The sequence below is a fragment of the Pseudomonas ceruminis genome (assembly GCF_021602025.1).
Taxonomy (GTDB): Bacteria; Pseudomonadota; Gammaproteobacteria; order Pseudomonadales; family Pseudomonadaceae; genus Aquipseudomonas; species Aquipseudomonas ceruminis.
The window spans coordinates 88,321-104,528 of sequence record NZ_BQHW01000015.1 but is presented as its reverse complement, the minus strand read 5'-3'; the positions used below and the strand labels follow the sequence as shown (position 1 = coordinate 104,528).

General features: G+C 56.4%; 13 protein-coding genes. 8 read left to right on the top strand and 5 right to left on the bottom strand.

Annotation, left to right across the window (positions count from 1 at the left end):
• Nucleotides 1-112: 112 nt before the first annotated feature.
• The 8 genes from L6D80_RS17875 (at nucleotide 113) to L6D80_RS17840 (ending at nucleotide 10,625) form a co-directional block, all read left to right on the top strand.
• Nucleotides 113-1,474 carry a phosphohexomutase domain-containing protein gene (locus tag L6D80_RS17875; protein WP_176512783.1) on the top strand — a complete coding sequence of 454 codons (1,362 nt, stop codon included), beginning with the start codon at nucleotides 113-115 and terminating at the stop codon, nucleotides 1,472-1,474.
• A 2-nt stretch (nucleotides 1,475-1,476) separates the two neighbouring features.
• Nucleotides 1,477-2,271, top strand: coding sequence for an ABC transporter permease (locus L6D80_RS17870; protein WP_054900462.1), 795 nt, complete (start codon nucleotides 1,477-1,479; stop codon nucleotides 2,269-2,271).
• The gene (locus tag L6D80_RS17865; RefSeq protein WP_176512782.1) at nucleotides 2,268-3,482 is read left to right on the top strand and encodes an ABC transporter ATP-binding protein; all 1,215 of its coding nucleotides are present in this window, start codon (nucleotides 2,268-2,270) and stop codon (nucleotides 3,480-3,482) included. The genes L6D80_RS17870 and L6D80_RS17865 overlap by 4 nt, the downstream gene beginning before the upstream one ends.
• On the top strand, nucleotides 3,482-4,837 hold the full coding sequence (locus L6D80_RS17860) for a class I SAM-dependent methyltransferase (protein ID WP_176512781.1): 1,356 nt from the start codon (nucleotides 3,482-3,484) through the stop codon (nucleotides 4,835-4,837). Before L6D80_RS17865 ends, L6D80_RS17860 begins: the two co-directional genes overlap by 1 nt.
• On the top strand, nucleotides 4,837-7,422 hold the full coding sequence (locus tag L6D80_RS17855) for a glycosyltransferase family 4 protein (protein ID WP_176512780.1): 2,586 nt from the start codon (nucleotides 4,837-4,839) through the stop codon (nucleotides 7,420-7,422). Before L6D80_RS17860 ends, L6D80_RS17855 begins: the two co-directional genes overlap by 1 nt.
• Nucleotides 7,423-7,572: 150 nt before the next feature.
• Nucleotides 7,573-8,568 (top strand): glycosyltransferase, encoded by a 996-nt coding sequence (locus L6D80_RS17850; RefSeq protein ID WP_176512779.1) that lies wholly within the window; start codon nucleotides 7,573-7,575, stop codon nucleotides 8,566-8,568.
• Nucleotides 8,568-8,906, top strand: a complete 339-nt coding sequence (locus L6D80_RS17845; protein WP_176512793.1) for a DMT family transporter — start codon at nucleotides 8,568-8,570, stop codon at nucleotides 8,904-8,906. The genes L6D80_RS17850 and L6D80_RS17845 overlap by 1 nt, the downstream gene beginning before the upstream one ends.
• 3 nt (nucleotides 8,907-8,909) lie before the next feature.
• The gene (locus tag L6D80_RS17840; protein ID WP_176512778.1) at nucleotides 8,910-10,625 is read left to right on the top strand and encodes a hypothetical protein; all 1,716 of its coding nucleotides are present in this window, start codon (nucleotides 8,910-8,912) and stop codon (nucleotides 10,623-10,625) included.
• Between the two features lie 361 nt (nucleotides 10,626-10,986).
• On the opposite strand, the gene L6D80_RS17835 is transcribed toward L6D80_RS17840, so the two are convergent.
• The 5 genes from L6D80_RS17835 to rfbB form a co-directional block, all read right to left on the bottom strand.
• Complete coding sequence (locus L6D80_RS17835) at nucleotides 10,987-12,072, bottom strand: FkbM family methyltransferase (RefSeq protein ID WP_176512777.1); 1,086 nt, start codon at nucleotides 12,070-12,072, stop codon at nucleotides 10,987-10,989.
• Between the two features lie 393 nt (nucleotides 12,073-12,465).
• Nucleotides 12,466-13,014 carry a dTDP-4-dehydrorhamnose 3,5-epimerase gene (rfbC, locus tag L6D80_RS17830; RefSeq protein WP_176512776.1) on the bottom strand — a complete coding sequence of 183 codons (549 nt, stop codon included), beginning with the start codon at nucleotides 13,012-13,014 and terminating at the stop codon, nucleotides 12,466-12,468.
• Nucleotides 13,014-13,895 (bottom strand): glucose-1-phosphate thymidylyltransferase RfbA, encoded by an 882-nt coding sequence (gene rfbA / locus L6D80_RS17825; RefSeq protein ID WP_176512775.1) that lies wholly within the window; start codon nucleotides 13,893-13,895, stop codon nucleotides 13,014-13,016. The genes rfbC and rfbA overlap by 1 nt, the downstream gene beginning before the upstream one ends.
• A gap of 15 nt (nucleotides 13,896-13,910) precedes the next feature.
• Nucleotides 13,911-14,813 (bottom strand): dTDP-4-dehydrorhamnose reductase, encoded by a 903-nt coding sequence (gene rfbD, locus L6D80_RS17820; RefSeq protein ID WP_176512774.1) that lies wholly within the window; start codon nucleotides 14,811-14,813, stop codon nucleotides 13,911-13,913.
• Entirely contained in the window at nucleotides 14,810-15,910 is a 1,101-nt protein-coding gene (gene rfbB, locus L6D80_RS17815) for a dTDP-glucose 4,6-dehydratase (protein ID WP_176512773.1), read from the bottom strand. The genes rfbD and rfbB overlap by 4 nt, the downstream gene beginning before the upstream one ends.
• Between the last annotated feature and the right edge of the window lie 298 nt (nucleotides 15,911-16,208).

The window sequence follows — 16,208 nt, the reverse complement described above, 5'->3', positions numbered from 1 at the left end:
CTGGCCCGCATATGCCTCCTTGAGGGGCCGGGCCAGTTTCTGGTGGCAATCCAATGCCAACCTCGTCTTCAAATCGGTCGCTGCTCACCCGGCGCCGCATCAAGTGAGATGTATGTACGCACCTATCCAGACCCGTTGCTTCAAAGCCTATGACATCCGTGGCCAAGTGCCCGTCGACCTCAATGACGATGTGGCCTACCGCATCGGCCGCGCCCTGGTGGCTGAACTGGGCGGGCGCACCTACGTGGTCGGGCGCGACATGCGTCTGGAAAGCCCGGGCCTGTCCCGCGCGCTGATGCAAGGCCTGACCGAAGGCGGTGCCGATGTGATCGACATCGGCCTGTGCGGCACTGAAGAAGTCTATTTCGCCACCAGCCATCATCAGGCCGACGGCGGCATCATGGTCACCGCCAGCCATAACCCCAAGGGTTACAACGGCATGAAGCTGGTGCGTGAACAGTCCCGCCCGATCAGTGGTGATACCGGCCTGAACGACATCCGTCAGCGCGTGGAAGCCGGTAACCTGGGTGTGCAAGCGGCTACGGCAGGTAGTGTTCGTGAGGCATTTGACAAAACCGCCTACATCGACCACCTGCTGACCTACGTCGACCTGTCCGCACTCAAGCCGCTGAAGGTGCTGGCCGACCCTGGCAACGGCGCCGTCGGCCCGGTGCTGGAACTGCTCAAGGCGCGCCTGCCGCTGGATATCACCATCATCAATGGCGAACCGGACGGCAACTTCCCCAATGGCATCCCTAACCCGTTGCTGCCAGAAAACCGAGACCTGACCCGCCAGGCAGTGCTCGATACCGGGGCGGACATGGGCATCGCCTTCGACGGCGACTTTGACCGCTGCTTCTTCTTCGACAACCAGGGCCGCTTCATCGAAGGCTACTACGTGGTCGGCCTGTTGGCAGAAATGCTGTTGGCCAAGCACCCGGGCAGCAAGATCATCCACGACCCGCGCCTGACTTGGAATACCATCGAGCAAGTCGAAGCTGCAGGCGGTGTGGCCATCCAGAGCAAGACCGGCCATGCCTTCATCAAGGAGCGCATGCGCGCTGAAGATGCCGTGTATGGCGGCGAAATGAGCGCCCACCATTACTTCCGCGATTTCGCCTACTGCGACAGCGGTAATATCCCTTGGCTGTTGGTGGCCGAGCTGATGAGCGTCAGCGGCAAGAGCCTCGCCCAACTGGTCGACGAGCGGATTGCCGCGTTCCCGTGCAGCGGTGAAATCAACTACGAAGTCGCCGACGTGAAAGGCACCATCGAGAAGATCCTCGATTTCTACACGCCACAGAGCCCAAGCGTCGACCGTACGGATGGCATCAGTGTCGAGTTCGCCGACTGGCGTTTCAGCCTGCGTGGCTCGAACACTGAGCCGCTGCTGCGCTTGAACGTCGAGAGCCGCGCCGATGAGGCCCTGGTGGCTCAACGTGTTGCAGAAATCGCCCGTCTGATTCAAGGATAACTATGTTCGGCATGCTCCGGGGCGTCTGGGACTACAGAGGCTTCATTCTCACGTCCATCAAGAACGAGTTCATCTCGCGTTTTGCGCGCAGCAAACTGGGTGGCTTATGGATGATCATCCATCCATTGGCACAGGTGGCCATTTATGCGCTGATCCTGTCCAACGTGCTCGGCGCTCGCTTGCCGGGCATCGACAACAAGTACGCCTATGCGCTGTACCTGATCGCCGGCATCCTGGCCTGGAACCTGTTTGCCGAAATCGTCGGGCGCTGCCTGACGGTCTTCATCGAGCAGGGCAACCTGATGAAGAAGATGCGCTTCCCGCGCATTGCGCTGCCGGTGATCGTGGTGGGGTCGTGCCTGCTCAACAACCTGCTGTTGTTTGCCGCGGTGATGATCATCTTCGCCATCCTTGGGCATGCCCCGAATGTGCAGATGTTCTGGTTGCTGCCGCTGACCCTGGTTGTGGTGGCCTTCGCGGTAGGGCTGGGCCTGGTGCTGGGGGTGTTGAATGTGTTTCTGCGCGATATTGGCCAAGTCGTGCCGATCATCATGCAGGTGTGGTTTTGGTTCACCCCCATCGTCTATTCGGTGAACATCGTGCCTGATTACCTCAAGGGTACGCTGGACATCAACCCTATGTACGCGCTCGTCACCGCCTACCATAACGTGCTCGTCTACAAGCTCGCGCCGAACCTGGCTGCCGTCGGCATGACGGTCGCCATCGCGCTCTGCCTCATGGTGCTTGGCCTGTTCCTGTTCCGTCGGGCCTCCGCGGAAATGGTGGACTCACTATGACCCTTCTGTCAGTCAACAATGTCGGCAAGGCCTACCGCGGTTACCGCTCGGAATGGCAACGTATTGCCCGCTGGTTCTACCTGCCGGTCAAGGCTAGCAACGAGCACTGGGTGCTCAAGCATGTCAGCTTCACTATCGAAGCAGGCGAGGCCATCGGTTTGGTCGGCCAGAACGGAGCCGGTAAATCCACCCTGTTGAAGATGATCACCGGTACCCTGCAGCCCACCGAAGGCAAGGTCCACGTCAATGGCCGCATCGCGGCCATCCTCGAGTTGGGCATGGGCTTCAATTCCGAGCTGACCGGCCGCCAGAACGTCTACCACGCCGCCGGGCTGATGGGGTTCAATACCGAGCAGATCGACAGTGTCATCGACGACATCGAAGCCTTCGCCGAAATCGGCGAGTACTTCGACCAGGCTGTGCGTACCTACTCCAGCGGCATGCAGATGCGCGTGGCGTTTTCGGTGGCGACCGCGTTTCGCCCGGAAATCCTCATCATCGACGAAGCCTTGTCGGTAGGTGACAGTTACTTCCAGCACAAGAGCTTTGGCCGCATCAAGGAATTCCAGAAGGCGGGCACCACGTTGCTGATCGTCTCCCATGACCGTGCCGCCATCCAGGCCTTGTGCAACCGCGCGATCCTGCTCGATGGCGGCACCGTGATCAAGGACGGCCCGCCCGAGGAGGTGATGGATTACTACAACGCCATCATCGCGCAGAAGGAAAACGCCACCGTTGAAGTGCAGACACTGGCCGATGGTACGGTGCAGACGCGTTCGGGCAGCGGCAAGGCCAGTATCGATAGCGTGGCGCTTTACAATGCCGAGGGCGCGCAGGTGGAATACGTATCGGTGGGCGAGGGTGTTTGCCTGAACATCAACGTGAAGGTCAATGCACCGCTGCCGGAGCTGGTAGTCGGATACGTAATCAAGGACCGCCTCGGCCAGGATGTGTTTGGCACCAATACCCATCACCTGCAGTGTGCGCGTAAGAATCTCGATGAAGGCACGCTGCTGTCGTACCAGTTCCGCTTCCCGGCCAACCTTGGCGTGGGGTCGTATTCTGTAGCAGTTGCCTTGCATGCCACGGATGTACATGTCGTCGACAACTACGAATGGCGTGACCTGGCTTTGGTGTTCAACGTGGTGAATGTTTCGGAGAGTACGTTTGTAGGCCTGGCCTGGATACCTCCGACTGTGGAGTGTAAGTAATGGACAGCCGTTTCTACCGTGCATTTGAAGATCGCCACCGTGGCTCCCGAGCGCTCATCGCCAAACGGCTGGAGGTCTATCTTCCGTTTATGGCCCCGCTCAAAGCGCAGTACCCACAAGCCGCTGTGCTGGATATTGGTTGCGGACGCGGCGAATGGATTGAATTGCTGCTGGGTGAAGGGTATTTGCCCACAGGGGTCGACCTGGATGATGGCATGCTCGATGCGTGCCGCGCCTTGAACCTGCCGGTCCGTAATGACGACGCCCTCAACGCACTGCGTCAGCTACCGGATGAAAGCTTAGTTGCTGTCAGCGGCTTTCATATCGCCGAACATGTGCCATTCAGCGTTCTAGAAGAAATGGTCGCCGAAGCCTCACGCGTACTGCGGCCTGGCGGTTTGTTGATTCTGGAAACGCCAAACGCCGAGAACGTAGTGGTGGGGACTAACAATTTCTTTGTGGATCCGACTCACGAGCGCCCTATCCCCAGCCTGTTGCTGTCGTTCCTGACGGACTTCAAAGGGTTCGTCAGGTCCAAAATCATCCGCTTGCAAGAAGCGCCGGACTTGCACGACATGGATCGCAGACTGGGCGTGATGGATGTGTTAGCAGGTACCAGCCCCGATTACGCAGTGATTGCCCAGAAACAGGCGCCGGCCGAAGTGCTGAGTGCGTTCGATCCCGTATTCGAAAAGGACTATGGGGTTTCGCTGGACCAACTGGCCTCACGTTACGACCAGGCCCTGGAAGGCAGATTTTGCAAAATCGAGAACCAAATGGCTTCTGACTTACGGGATATGCTCAACCGCTTGCAAACCGAGCAGGCCCAGAGGCTTGAGCTGATCGAATCGAATTTCGAGCGCGAGCGTGCCAGTCTGCAGCACAGCTTGGAGCAGGCGCTTCAACGTGCTGAGCAACTGCAGGGCGAAATGAATCAATCGCTCAGCAATGCGCATCATTGGTACTTGCGCGCCTCCTCATTCGAACAACAACTCCAGGCACTTCGGCTTAGCACTGCTTGGCGCATTACCGCACCGTTACGTTATGCGGGCCATATGTTGTCACATCCAGCTCAGGCAATCTCATCACTCAAGCAAGGGCTGCGTCGCATAGCGCCCCATGCTCGTCTGTGGCTTGCCCGCCGGCCAGCTATTGAGCGCAAAGTGCTGGCGTCCCTGCAACGCAGCCCCTGCCTAATGGCCAGGTTACGCAACTTGCTCAAGGCAGAAGTTACCGATGTCAGCGCCGATGCCAATGACCCGCAGCATGGCCTTATCGACCACGCTCCATTGACCCCGCGAGGCCGCGCAATCGAAAGTGCCCTCCGCCAAGCCATGATGAAGGGCAAGAAGTAATGCGTATCGTAATTGACATGCAGGGCGCGCAAACCGAAAGCCGTTTTCGCGGGATTGGCCGCTATAGCCTCGCCCTAGCTCAGGGTATTGTTCGTAATCGCGGCGAGCACGACGTCTATCTCGTCCTCAACGGCATGCTGAGCGAAAGCATCGGGAGTATCCGTAACGCTTTTGCCGACCTTCTGCCACAAAGCCATATCCGTGTGTGGTATGCCGAAGGCCCGGTGGCCGATAGCGACCCGGCCAACGCCCCCAGGCGTCAGGTTGCCGAGCATGTGCGCCAGGCTTGTATTGATGCGCTGGAACCGGACGTGGTGCATGTCACCAGTGCCGTGGAAGGCTATATCGATGATGCCGTTATTGGCGGCCCTGAACTCCACCGGGGGGCCTTGGTCAGTGCGACTCTTTACGACTTGATTCCTCTGGTCAGCCCCCAGCAATACCTCGACGGCAATCCGCTGTACAAAGCGCATTACCTCGGTAAGGTAGAAGCGTTCAAAAACTACGGGCTGCTGCTGTCCATTTCGGCATTCGCCAGGGAAGAAGCGCTGTCCTTGCTGCCACTCGACGGCAATACTGTTGTAAACGTCTCTACTGCAGCAGACGACGTCTTCCACCCAGTGACGCTAACCCTGCAAGAGCGTGAAGCGCTACAGGGCAAGTTTGGCCTGCGGGGCAGCTTTGTACTGTATTCGGGCGGAGCCGACGAGCGTAAGAATCTCCTACGGTTGATCAGTGCCTTTGCCAGCATCAAGCCGCAGGTAGGCGAAACCCAACTGGTATTTGCTGGCAAGATGCCGCAGTACCACGTCGACAAGTACCGTGAACATGCCCTGGCGCAGGGCCTGAAGCAGGAAGATCTGGTGTTCACCGGCTTCGTTACGGATGCCGAACTGCGAGGGCTGTATAACCTCTGCGAGCTCTACGTGTTCCCCTCCTGGCATGAGGGCTTCGGCCTGCCGCCGCTCGAAGCAATGAAGTGCGGTGCTCCTGTTATCGGTGCCAACACTTCCAGTGTGCCGGAAGTGATTGGCTGGGACGAAGCGACGTTCGATCCCCAGGATACCCAAGCCATTGCTGAAAAGATGCGCAAGGTCCTGCTGGACGATACGTTCCGCGTTGCACTGGCGGACCATGGGCTGCAGCGGGCTGAACAGTTCTCCTGGGATCACACCGGGCAGGCTGCCGTAACGGCATTCGAGCAAGCATTGGCGCATGTGCCCACACCGCCTGCCGATCGTCTATCTGATCAGCAGGATGGTTCCCAAGCGCTGATCGAAGCGCTGCGTGTTTCGGGACATTTGCAAAGCGTTGATATTGAGCGGTTAGCCAAGGCCATTGACTACTCCCTTCAGGGGCCATCAACGAAGCCTTCATTGTTCGTGGATATTTCGGAGCTCTGCAAACACGATGGCAAGAGTGGTATCCAGCGGGTAGTGCGAAGTATCTTGCTCGAATGGATCAACAACCCACCGCAAAGCTACGATGTATGCCCTGTCTACACTGCTGCCGGTGAGCCTTTCTACCGGCATGCAACCCGCTTTACGCAGAAGTTTGTCGGAAACGTGGGCGGCGACTCGTTAGAAGATGAGGCTATCAGCTTCCGTGCCGGTGATGCTTATCTGGGGCTTGACCTGTTGATGGACGTGTTGCCCCATAAGAAATCGTTCTTGGATGTCATGCGCAACCATGGGGTGTCGATCTATTTCGTGGTGTATGACCTGCTGATTCTACAAATGCCGCACTGCTTCGTCGAAAGCCTGAAAGCGCATTACATCAAATGGATCAACGCAGTGGCCGAATACGACGGCGCTCTGTGCATCTCCCAGGCTGTCGCAGATGACCTGGAACATTGGATGACGCAAAATGGTCCAGCACGCCAATCCAAATTCAAGATTGGGGCATTCCACCTGGGGGCCGACATCGATCAGTCAGTACCATCCAAAGGTGTGCCCGACAGTCCTTCGCAGCGCTTGGAAACCCTTGAAGAGGGCCCGATCTTCTTGATGGTTGGCACACTGGAACCACGCAAGGGGCATGCTCAGACGCTGGCAGCTTTTGAGCTGCTGTGGGCGGAGGGCGTCGAGGCAAACCTGGTGATCGTCGGCAAACATGGCTGGCTTGTCGATGACCTTGCCGCGCGCATTGAAGCGCATCCGCAGTTGGGGCGGCGCCTCATGTGGCTTGATGGCATCAGTGATGAATACCTGGAACACGTTTACAAGCACAGCGACTGTCTGATTGCCGCGTCCGAAGGGGAGGGTTTTGGCCTTCCGCTGATCGAGGCTGCGCAAAAAGGTTTGCCCATCATCGCCCGGGACCTTCCGGTGTTCAGGGAGGTTGCGGGTGAACATGCCTACTTCTTCCATGGCCTGGAACCTCAAGCGTTGGCCAAAGGCGTCGGAGGCTGGCTTGAACTCAAGGCTCAAGATAGCCATCCGAAGTCGGTATCCATGCCTTGGTTGACCTGGAGGCAGAGCGCAGCGCAGTTGCTTGATGGCGTAGCCGGCTTTCAGTGGGTGCCCGCTGAATCCGCTTCGGACGTGGCCAATTCAGGCCTCCCAAACAGGCGCGTAAATCTGTAACCTTCCCCTCTTTGTGGCGCTGCAGCCTGCTGCGCGCCGCCCCGATTCTCAACCCAAGGCGCTGGTAGGTTTCGTCTTTGGTTATCGCCGGGTTGCCTGATTGCAGATGCGATCCGGCAATGTCGCCGAAATGGTTTCAATGGAGTTGACATGGTACTCAGTGATTTCAAAGTCGCGGTCGTTATTCCCTCATACAAAGTTAAAGCCCATATTCTCGGCGTGATTGAAAGCATCGGCCCTGAGGTGCAGGTGATCTATGTAGTCGACGACTGCTGCCCGGAGGGCTCCGGTGCTTTTGTAGAAGCCAACTGCAGCGATGTGCGCGTCAAAGTGCTGCGCAACCCTGAAAACCAGGGCGTCGGCGGCGCGGTGATGACCGGTTACCAGGCGGCCATTGCCGATGATGTAGATGTGGTTGTCAAAATTGACGGTGACGGGCAAATGGACCCTAGCCTGATTGAAAATTTCATTTCCCCCATACTGTTGGGGGATGCCGACTACACCAAGGGTAACCGCTTCTTCGACCTGGAGAAGATTTCGGCGATGCCGAAGGTTCGCTTGTTCGGCAACGCGGTATTATCGTTCATGACTAAGTTGTCTTCTGGCTATTGGGATCTGTTTGACCCAACCAATGGCTATACCGCGATTCATATTGACGTCGTACGGCACCTGCCGTTCAACAAAATCAGCCGCCGTTATTTCTTCGAAACCGATATGCTGTTCCGCCTCAACACCCTGCGTGCGGTGGTGGTGGACATTCCAATGGACGCCAAGTACGAAGATGAGGTCAGCAACCTCAAGATCTCTAAAATCGTCGGCGAGTTCATGCTGAAGCATGCCCGCAATTTCGGCAAACGTATCTTCTATAACTACTACCTGCGCGGTATGTCGTTGGCTTCCCTCGAACTTCCGATTGCACTGGTGTTGTTGATCTGGGGTTCGGTATTTGGCCTGTCCCATTGGGTTGAGTCTGCAACCAGTGACACAGCAACACCGGCCGGCACGGTAATGTTGTCGGCATTGCCAGTAATCATTGGCGTGCAATTACTGTTGGCGTTCATCGGCCACGACATTGCGTCAGCACCTCGCCACCCATTCCATCGAACGCGGAAAAAAATAAAGCTCGGTGCGCAGGAGAGCAAATGATGGTGTATTTCATCGCGATCCTGTGCGTGCTGGGCATTGCGGGTGGGCAGATTCTGTTCAAATTGAGTGCTGCGTCCCTGCAGCGCACGGGCAGCTTCTTCGACCTCAATACGATGATGACCCTGTTCACGGCTTTTGCCTTGTACGGTATCACCACAATCGCCTGGGTCTGGGTTTTGCAGAAAATTGATCTGGGTAAGGCATACCCGCTGATGGCCATGGCGTTTGTGCTGGTACCAATTGGCAGCCATTTCGTATTTGGTGAACGTTTCAGTGTGCAGTATTTCATCGGTGTGGCGCTGATCATGGGCGGTATCGTGGTGGCGCTCAAAGGCTAACACTTGAAGTGGCCGGAAAGCCTCTCTTCAGTTTTTATGGCAAATAGGCATGTGATGGAAGCGATAGGTCAGCAATCCAGGCACCCCGCGCACCTCGTGGCGAAAGGGGCGGTCCTGTTCGTGGCGATGTGCTTTTTCCTGTACATTCAGTTTAGGGTGCAGATAAATAATGGTTTCACCACCCTCTACGGCGACAGCTACGATGCAGCAATCGTGGTGGCGATCCTGGAACATTGGATCAATGTATTCTCGGGCGACTCGCATTGGTCGCAGCTCTATTACTTCTACCCGTACCAGAACACGCTTGCCCAGACAGATGGCTACTTTCTGATTGGGATCATCTATTCGGTCATTCGCCTTTTCAACACTGATCCCTTCGTATCGTCTGAACTTTCGAACGTGGTGGTGCGTGCCATCGGGTTCCTGAGTTTCTTCTGGATGCTCCGCCGGGTGTTCAACATCCGTTTCGGGTGGGCTGTTTTTGCCGCCGGGCTGTTCATCATCGCTAATAACCTTACGGTTCACGGCACGCGGGTACAATTGGCAACCTTAGCGTTCGCGCCATTCGTAGCTACCTTGCTGCACCAGGCTTACTTGTCGCTCGTCGGTAATGAACCTAAGCGTTTCTTTACCTGGGGTAGTGCTGCCGGGATCGCACTTGGTAGCTGGGCACTGACCTGCTTCTACATCACCTGGTTCTACATTTTCTTCACCGTGGCACTGGGCCTGGCGCTCTTGTACGTGGCGACCAAGGAGCAACGGCTTCGGTTCTGGCACGCAGTTAAACGCCACAAATGGGTCGTGGTTGCAGTGGGTATTGTAGCGGTCGTCTCCATGCTCCCGTTGTTGAGTGTGTACTTGCCCAAAGCTGCTGAATCGGGGGTGCGATCGTATGGCTCTTCCCAGGTTTATGCCGTCACCGTGCCGGGGATCCTCCAGGTCGGCGAAACGAACATCCTGTTCGGCGAGTTGTACGCCAAGCTACTTAAGATCGTAGCGCCGAGCTACACATGGTCTGGCGAGTACTACAACACAGGCATCGCGCCGATCATCTTCGTCTTGTTCTGCTTCGCAGGCTGGGCAATTTATCAGAACAGGTCGCGCTCCCCATCCGGTCAACTGATGTGGGCAATTTACTTGGCGTCGGTGATTACCTGGCTCTGTGTTATCAAAATTGGCAAGGTCAGCCTCTGGTTCTTTGTCTATCACCTGTTCCCGGGTGCGAAGGCTCTGAACGTGATAGGGGCCTACCAGATTTTTTTGGCATTCCCTATCGTATTAGTCGTCACCGTATACCTTTCGAAGCTGCTGCCGCGGTTGCCCATGAGTATCGTGTTGATACTGGGGGTGCTGTTGGTTGGCGAGGAAATGAACCGGTCTTATATCGCGCTGGACCGCCAAGCCGAACTGGCCAAGGTTTCCGGGCTTACTCAGGCCCCGGAGGGCTGCCAGGTATTTTATGTGGGCGGCTGGCCTAAGCAGGAATCGCAGATCGACAAAATTTATGCGCACAATGTCAGCGCAATGTTGATCGCTGAGTTGTTGAAAATGCCAACTATCAACGGCTTCGCATCGTTTAACCCGCCTGACTGGAATCTGGCGGATCCAAATGATGGCACCTATGATCAGCGCGTGGCTGAGTATTTGAAAAAGCATGAGATCAAGGATGTTTGTAAACTTGATCTTGTTAGCAAGCAGTGGCAGGAAGTGGCTCACTGAGGTAGAGGAGGTGGCCCTGAACCCTTCAGCGGCCACTTCTCAATGGGCTTACACAGCAGGGCACCGGCAAAGTCGTAGCAGGGTAGATGTAGCATCACTGAATGACCGACCCTTGTATGGCCTGCGTAAGGTTGGAAAACGGTATGGCGCTGCAGCTGCGTTGAACCACGACAGCGCAGCCTTAACGCAGCTGTAGCCTGAAAGTCGCTCGCTGCACTCCTCAGTCATGGCTGCGCGCTAGCCACTGGGCAGCGACCCGGCGGTACAGCCCGGTCGCAGCGCAATAGTGCCAGCCAGGGTTTAAGGCAGTACCCTAGGACCTTGTCAGCCGCCGTACCATTACGCTCCTAGCGCTAAACGATCATGATCCTCCAAGGTGTTTCTTCAGCCACCGTATAGGTCCGGTAATTCGCCAGCTGGTAGAGTTGTAAACCGCCTCGAGTGCCTGCTTGTGGTGGCAATCGACCTTGTGCGCCTCTGCCACTGTAAGGGCAGGGCTACCAAAGCGCGTGTTTAGCCATACCTGCGTGCCATCCAGGTAGGTGAGTGCGGTAAGGTTTGTATCAGTTCCGGGGTTGAACTTGCAGGGTTTCTCATAAAGAAGTCTCCAGCCATTGTCATGCAGCAAGTCGATGATGCCGCCTTCCAGCGCCCGACTGTGTGTCGCCACCAACAGTACCCGTACCTTACGTTGTAACGCGTCGAGTGAAGAACGGATAGACCTGAGCTCGAACCCTTGTATATCCATATGCATGAAGTCAACCTCGGGCAGTTCAGCGATCACCGCTTCGATCGGGTATGCCTCAATCTCTTTAGCTTGCACAGTGATGCCGCGGTAGTCTTCGGTACCACCGTTGGTAATCGGCGCCGCACCCCAGTCCAGCAAGCTTTGTGAGCCAAACGATACTTTGCCACGGGCGTCCGATATGGCCCCGTGTATGCAGCGCACCCGTATGTTACCGTTGGTGCCGGCCGCCGCTTGCACTTGGCTGGCGGGCCGCGGCAGGCCATTATCGGCAAGGTTGGTATAGAACAACTCATGACGCTGCAGGTCCGCTTCCACGGCTAACAGGTTGATGCGCTTGATGCCTATACGCTGAGCTGCCTTGGCGCCGAACACCAGCCAAGGGCCGTAGCCTGCGCCAAGCTCCACGGCGGTAAAGCTTTCCTTGGCGTGTTCCAGTGCGATGATGGCGGCCAGGTATTCGATGGTTTCAGCGTGCAACGCATCATCAGGGAAGGGGATTCTGCCCACCTGCTGTTCGGCCGGATGGCTGTCGATACCGAAGAACGATAGCCTGGTTTTTACGCCCGAGAAGTCCGTATAAAAACCCGGTGTAGGTACCGCATCGTAGGCTGCATATTTGTCAAAAAGCTGCAGGTCGTTCAACGGTATGCCGAGATAGATCTGGTTCTCGGTCAGTGCCTCGCGTAGTGCCATGTCCATGTTGATTCTGCCTGTGATGAATGTTGTTTTCATCCACTCGCGACAAAGGCGAGACTGCAGGGATTTTCGCAGTGGTACAGGTAATTAAACAAACACGAGTTGTAGGCTGATTAGGGCGCCGCTTCAAGCGCTCTGGCGCAGAAAAGGTCGAAGCTCCAGCCAATGGGGGAGGAGTTCAAGCTGCCAAAACACGATCATTACCAGCCTAGGTAAAAAACCGTGTTTGTGAAATCCAGCCCGACGAAAATCATGAAAAATGACTGTAGGCGATCCGTGATCCCCACTTACTGCGAAGTGGGGTCGTGGATCGCCTACGAACAAGTGAGATGCTGTCGCTGCGTTGCGAGAAGTGAAAATGCACAGTACGCAGGGCTGGAGCCTACGCAATCGCTGTCAGTCGAACAGATCCGCGTGGTTCAGCGCCACGCCCAGTTGATCTTTTGCGGACAACACCGGTTCGCCTTCAAACGGCCATTCGATGGCGATCTGCGGATCATTCCAGGCGATGCACCGTTCACTCTTGGCTGAGTAGAAGTCGGTTGTCTTGTACAGAAATTCTGCAGTCTCGCTCAGCGTCACGAAACCGTGTGCAAAGCCTGGCGGGACCCACAGCTGATTCTGATTTTCAGCGGACAGATGTGCCCCTACCCATTTCCCGAAGGTAGGGGACGAGCGACGAATATCCACTGCCACATCGAAGACCTCGCCCTGCACCACGCGTACCAGTTTGCCCTGGGCATGGGGCGGCAGTTGATAGTGCAGGCCGCGTAGCACGCCTTTTACAGAGCGGGAGTGGTTGTCCTGTACAAAATTGGGCTGCAGACCGGTCACTTCGTTGAAGATATTGGCGTTGAAGCTTTCGTAGAAGAAGCCACGGTCATCGCCGAACACCTTTGGGGTGAACAGGAAAACTTCAGGGATAGCCAAAGAAATCGCGTGCATTAGAAGACCTTCTCTTTGAGCAGGTTTTTCAGGTACTGGCCATAACCGTTTTTAAGCAACGGCTGAGCGAGGCGCTCGAGTTGTTCGGCGTTGATCCAGCCAGCTCGGTAGCAGATCTCTTCCGGACAGGCGACTTTCAGTCCCTGTCGGCGCTCCATGGTGGCGATGTATTGGCTGGCTTCGAGCAAGCTGTCGTGAGTGCCGGTGTCGAGCCACGCATAGCCACGCCCCATGATCTCGACCTGCAACTGGTGCTGGCGGAGATAAAGATTGTTGAGGTCAGTGATTTCCAGCTCGCCACGTGCAGAAGGCGTCAGCTCACGCGCCAGCTTGACTACCTGATTGTCATAGAAGTACAGACCCGTGACCGCATAGCTCGACTTTGGAACTGTCGGTTTTTCTTCCAGCGACAATACGCGCCCATTTTCGTCAAACTCTGCTACGCCATAACGTTCAGGGTCATGAACGTGATAGGCGAACACCGAAGCACCGGACTCGCGCTTGTCTGCGTTCAATAAAAGTGCTTGGAAATCATGGCCGTAAAAAATATTGTCACCGAGAACCAGCGCAGATGGGTCATTACCGATAAAGGTCGCGCCTATGGTGAAAGCCTGCGCCAAGCCATCAGGGCTCGGTTGCACTGCGTAGGACAGGTTCAGACCCCACTGGCTGCCATCGCCTAACAGCTGTTCGAAGCGCGGGGTGTCTTGCGGGGTGGAAATGATCAGGATGTCCCGGATTCCTGCGAGCAGCAGGGTGCTCAGCGGGTAGTAGATCATCGGTTTGTCATATACCGGCAGCAGCTGCTTCGAAACCGAAAGTGTGGCCGGATGCAGTCGTGTACCCGAACCGCCGGCCAGAATAATTCCTTTACGAGCCATGAGAGTCCCTATTAATTACTGGATTTCGTCCAGCATACGTTGCACGCCTTGCTCCCAAAGCGGCATTTTGAAATTGAATGTGTTTTCCAGTTTGCCCAGTGCGAGACGCGAGTTGCGCGGACGTGGTGCAGGTGCTGGATAAGCTTCGGTGTTGATCGCCGCAACCTGATCTGCGGTCACTTTCAGCGCCACGCCATTGCGTTGAGCATGCGTCAGCACGAACTGAGCAAAACCATGCCAGCTGGTTTCTCCCGACGCCGTCAAGTGATAAATTCCTGCCAGGTGACGGTTGTCTTGCCCGTTGAGAATTTGTCTTAGGATGTGTGCGGTAACGTCGGCGATCAGGTCAGCGCCCGTTGGCGCACCAAATTGGTCTGCCACCACGCTTAATGCTTCCCGTTCCGTGGCCAGGCGCAACATGGTCTTGGCGAAGTTATGCCCGCGAGCAGCATACACCCAGCTGGTGCGTAGCACCACGGCCATGGCGCCGCTGGCTTGAATAGCTAACTCGCCATCCAGTTTTGTACGGCCATAGACTGAGAGTGGGCCGGTGTCTGCGGTTTCTTGTCGGCGATGATTGCCGCTGCCGTCGTATACGTAATCGGTGGAGTAATGAATCAGCCACGCACCCAGTGCTGCTGCTTCACGTGCCAGAACGGCCGGGGCCTCGGCGTTGATTAGTGCAGCGAGCGCGTAATCGCTTTCGGCTTTATCCACTGCGGTATAGGCAGCAGCATTGACGATCACGTCCGGGGATAGCTGACGAACCGTGGTGGCCAGGCAATCCAGATTGGACAAATCGCCACACAAACCTTCGGCACCTTGACGATCCAGCGCGATGACTTCACCGAGCGGCGCCAAGGCTCGTTGTAGTTCCCAGCCTACTTGTCCGTTCTTGCCCAGCAGCAGGATTTTCACGCTCTATTCGCCCCGTATTGCTGTGCCACCCAATCACGGTAGCTGCCGTCCATAACACCTTTTACCCATTCCTGATTGGCTAGGTACCAAGCGACTGTCTTGCGAATGCCGGTATCGAAGGTTTCGGCAGGTTTCCAGTCGAGCTCACGCTCGATCTTGCGTGCATCGATAGCATAACGGCGGTCATGGCCCGGACGGTCCGTGACGTAGGTGATGAGCTCCGCATACTGTTCGACAGGCTTACCGGTCTTCTGGTTGATCACCTGGCGCGACGCCGCAGGGGCCAGTTCGTCGAGGAGGCCGCAGAGAGTACGGACAATATCAATGTTGGCTTTCTCATTCCACCCGCCGATATTGTACGTCTCGCCGAAGGTGCCGGCTTCCAGCACGCGGCGAATCCCGGAGCAGTGATCTTCGACATATAGCCAATCGCGGATCTGCTGGCCGTCACCATAGATAGGCAGCGCCTTGCCTGCAAGGGCATTGACGATCATCAGCGGGATAAGTTTTTCCGGAAAGTGGAACGGCCCGTAGTTATTGGAGCAGTTGGTGGTGAGTACCGGCATGCCATAGGTATGGAAATACGAACGTACCAGGTGGTCGCTGGCTGCCTTACTGGCAGAGTACGGGCTGTTCGGCGCGTACGGGGTGGTCTCGATGAAGGCTGGGTCGTTTGGCGCCAGTGTGCCGTAGACTTCGTCGGTGGAGACGTGGAGGAAGCGGAATGCCTCCCTCTCTGCACCCTCCAGGCTATTCCAATGCGTCCGGGCAGCTTCCAGCAAACGAAAGGTGCCCATCACGTTAGTCTCGACAAAGGCTTCTGGGCCGGTGATTGAGCGGTCGACATGGGATTCGGCAGCGAAGTGAACCACGGCGCGCGGGCGATGTTCGGCAAACAGCTTGGCCAGCAATGCTGCATCACAAATATTGCCGTGTACGAAGCGATGCTGAGGATTGCCTTCCAGCGATTGCAGATTGGCCAGGTTACCTGCATAGGTCAGGGTGTCGAGGTTGAGGACGGGCTCCTTGTTATGTGCACACCATTGCAGAACGAAATTTGAGCCGATGAACCCGGCTCCGCCTGTTACTAAAATCATAATTTGGCTCTAATTGAAGAAAAGGTGTTGTCGTAGACAGATGACGCTGAGAAACTTTGCCCCGCAACGCGAGGCGAGCAGCTAGCGTTAGGCTGAATTAGACCACCCTGATGTCGAAAAATACACAGCTGGGTTCCGCTTCTGGTCGTGCGGGTTAGCCTCGTTGACCAGGGATGTGGCCTTGGAGCGACGAGGGATGTGGCCTTGGAACGACGGAGGCAGCCCTCATGTCGTCAAAACACTACAGGAAGTCGTTCGGCGCCTGTAACAAACGTGTGTATGAGAAGTGAAATTCACG

What these genes read in the sequence shown, in the direction of transcription:
- L6D80_RS17875 (WP_176512783.1), top strand. Translation starts at nt 113, where the DNA reads ATGTACGCACCTATCCAGACCCGTTGCTTCAAAGCCTATGACATCCGT.
- L6D80_RS17870 (WP_054900462.1), top strand. Translation starts at nt 1,477, where the DNA reads ATGTTCGGCATGCTCCGGGGCGTCTGGGACTACAGAGGCTTCATTCTC.
- L6D80_RS17865 (WP_176512782.1), top strand. Translation starts at nt 2,268, where the DNA reads ATGACCCTTCTGTCAGTCAACAATGTCGGCAAGGCCTACCGCGGTTAC.
- L6D80_RS17860 (WP_176512781.1), top strand. Translation starts at nt 3,482, where the DNA reads ATGGACAGCCGTTTCTACCGTGCATTTGAAGATCGCCACCGTGGCTCC.
- L6D80_RS17855 (WP_176512780.1), top strand. Translation starts at nt 4,837, where the DNA reads ATGCGTATCGTAATTGACATGCAGGGCGCGCAAACCGAAAGCCGTTTT.
- L6D80_RS17850 (WP_176512779.1), top strand. Translation starts at nt 7,573, where the DNA reads ATGGTACTCAGTGATTTCAAAGTCGCGGTCGTTATTCCCTCATACAAA.
- L6D80_RS17845 (WP_176512793.1), top strand. Translation starts at nt 8,568, where the DNA reads ATGGTGTATTTCATCGCGATCCTGTGCGTGCTGGGCATTGCGGGTGGG.
- L6D80_RS17835 (WP_176512777.1), bottom strand. Translation starts at nt 12,072, where the DNA reads ATGGACATGGCACTACGCGAGGCACTGACCGAGAACCAGATCTATCTC.
- rfbC (WP_176512776.1), bottom strand. Translation starts at nt 13,014, where the DNA reads ATGCACGCGATTTCTTTGGCTATCCCTGAAGTTTTCCTGTTCACCCCA.
- rfbA (WP_176512775.1), bottom strand. Translation starts at nt 13,895, where the DNA reads ATGGCTCGTAAAGGAATTATTCTGGCCGGCGGTTCGGGTACACGACTG.
- rfbB (WP_176512773.1), bottom strand. Translation starts at nt 15,910, where the DNA reads ATGATTTTAGTAACAGGCGGAGCCGGGTTCATCGGCTCAAATTTCGTT.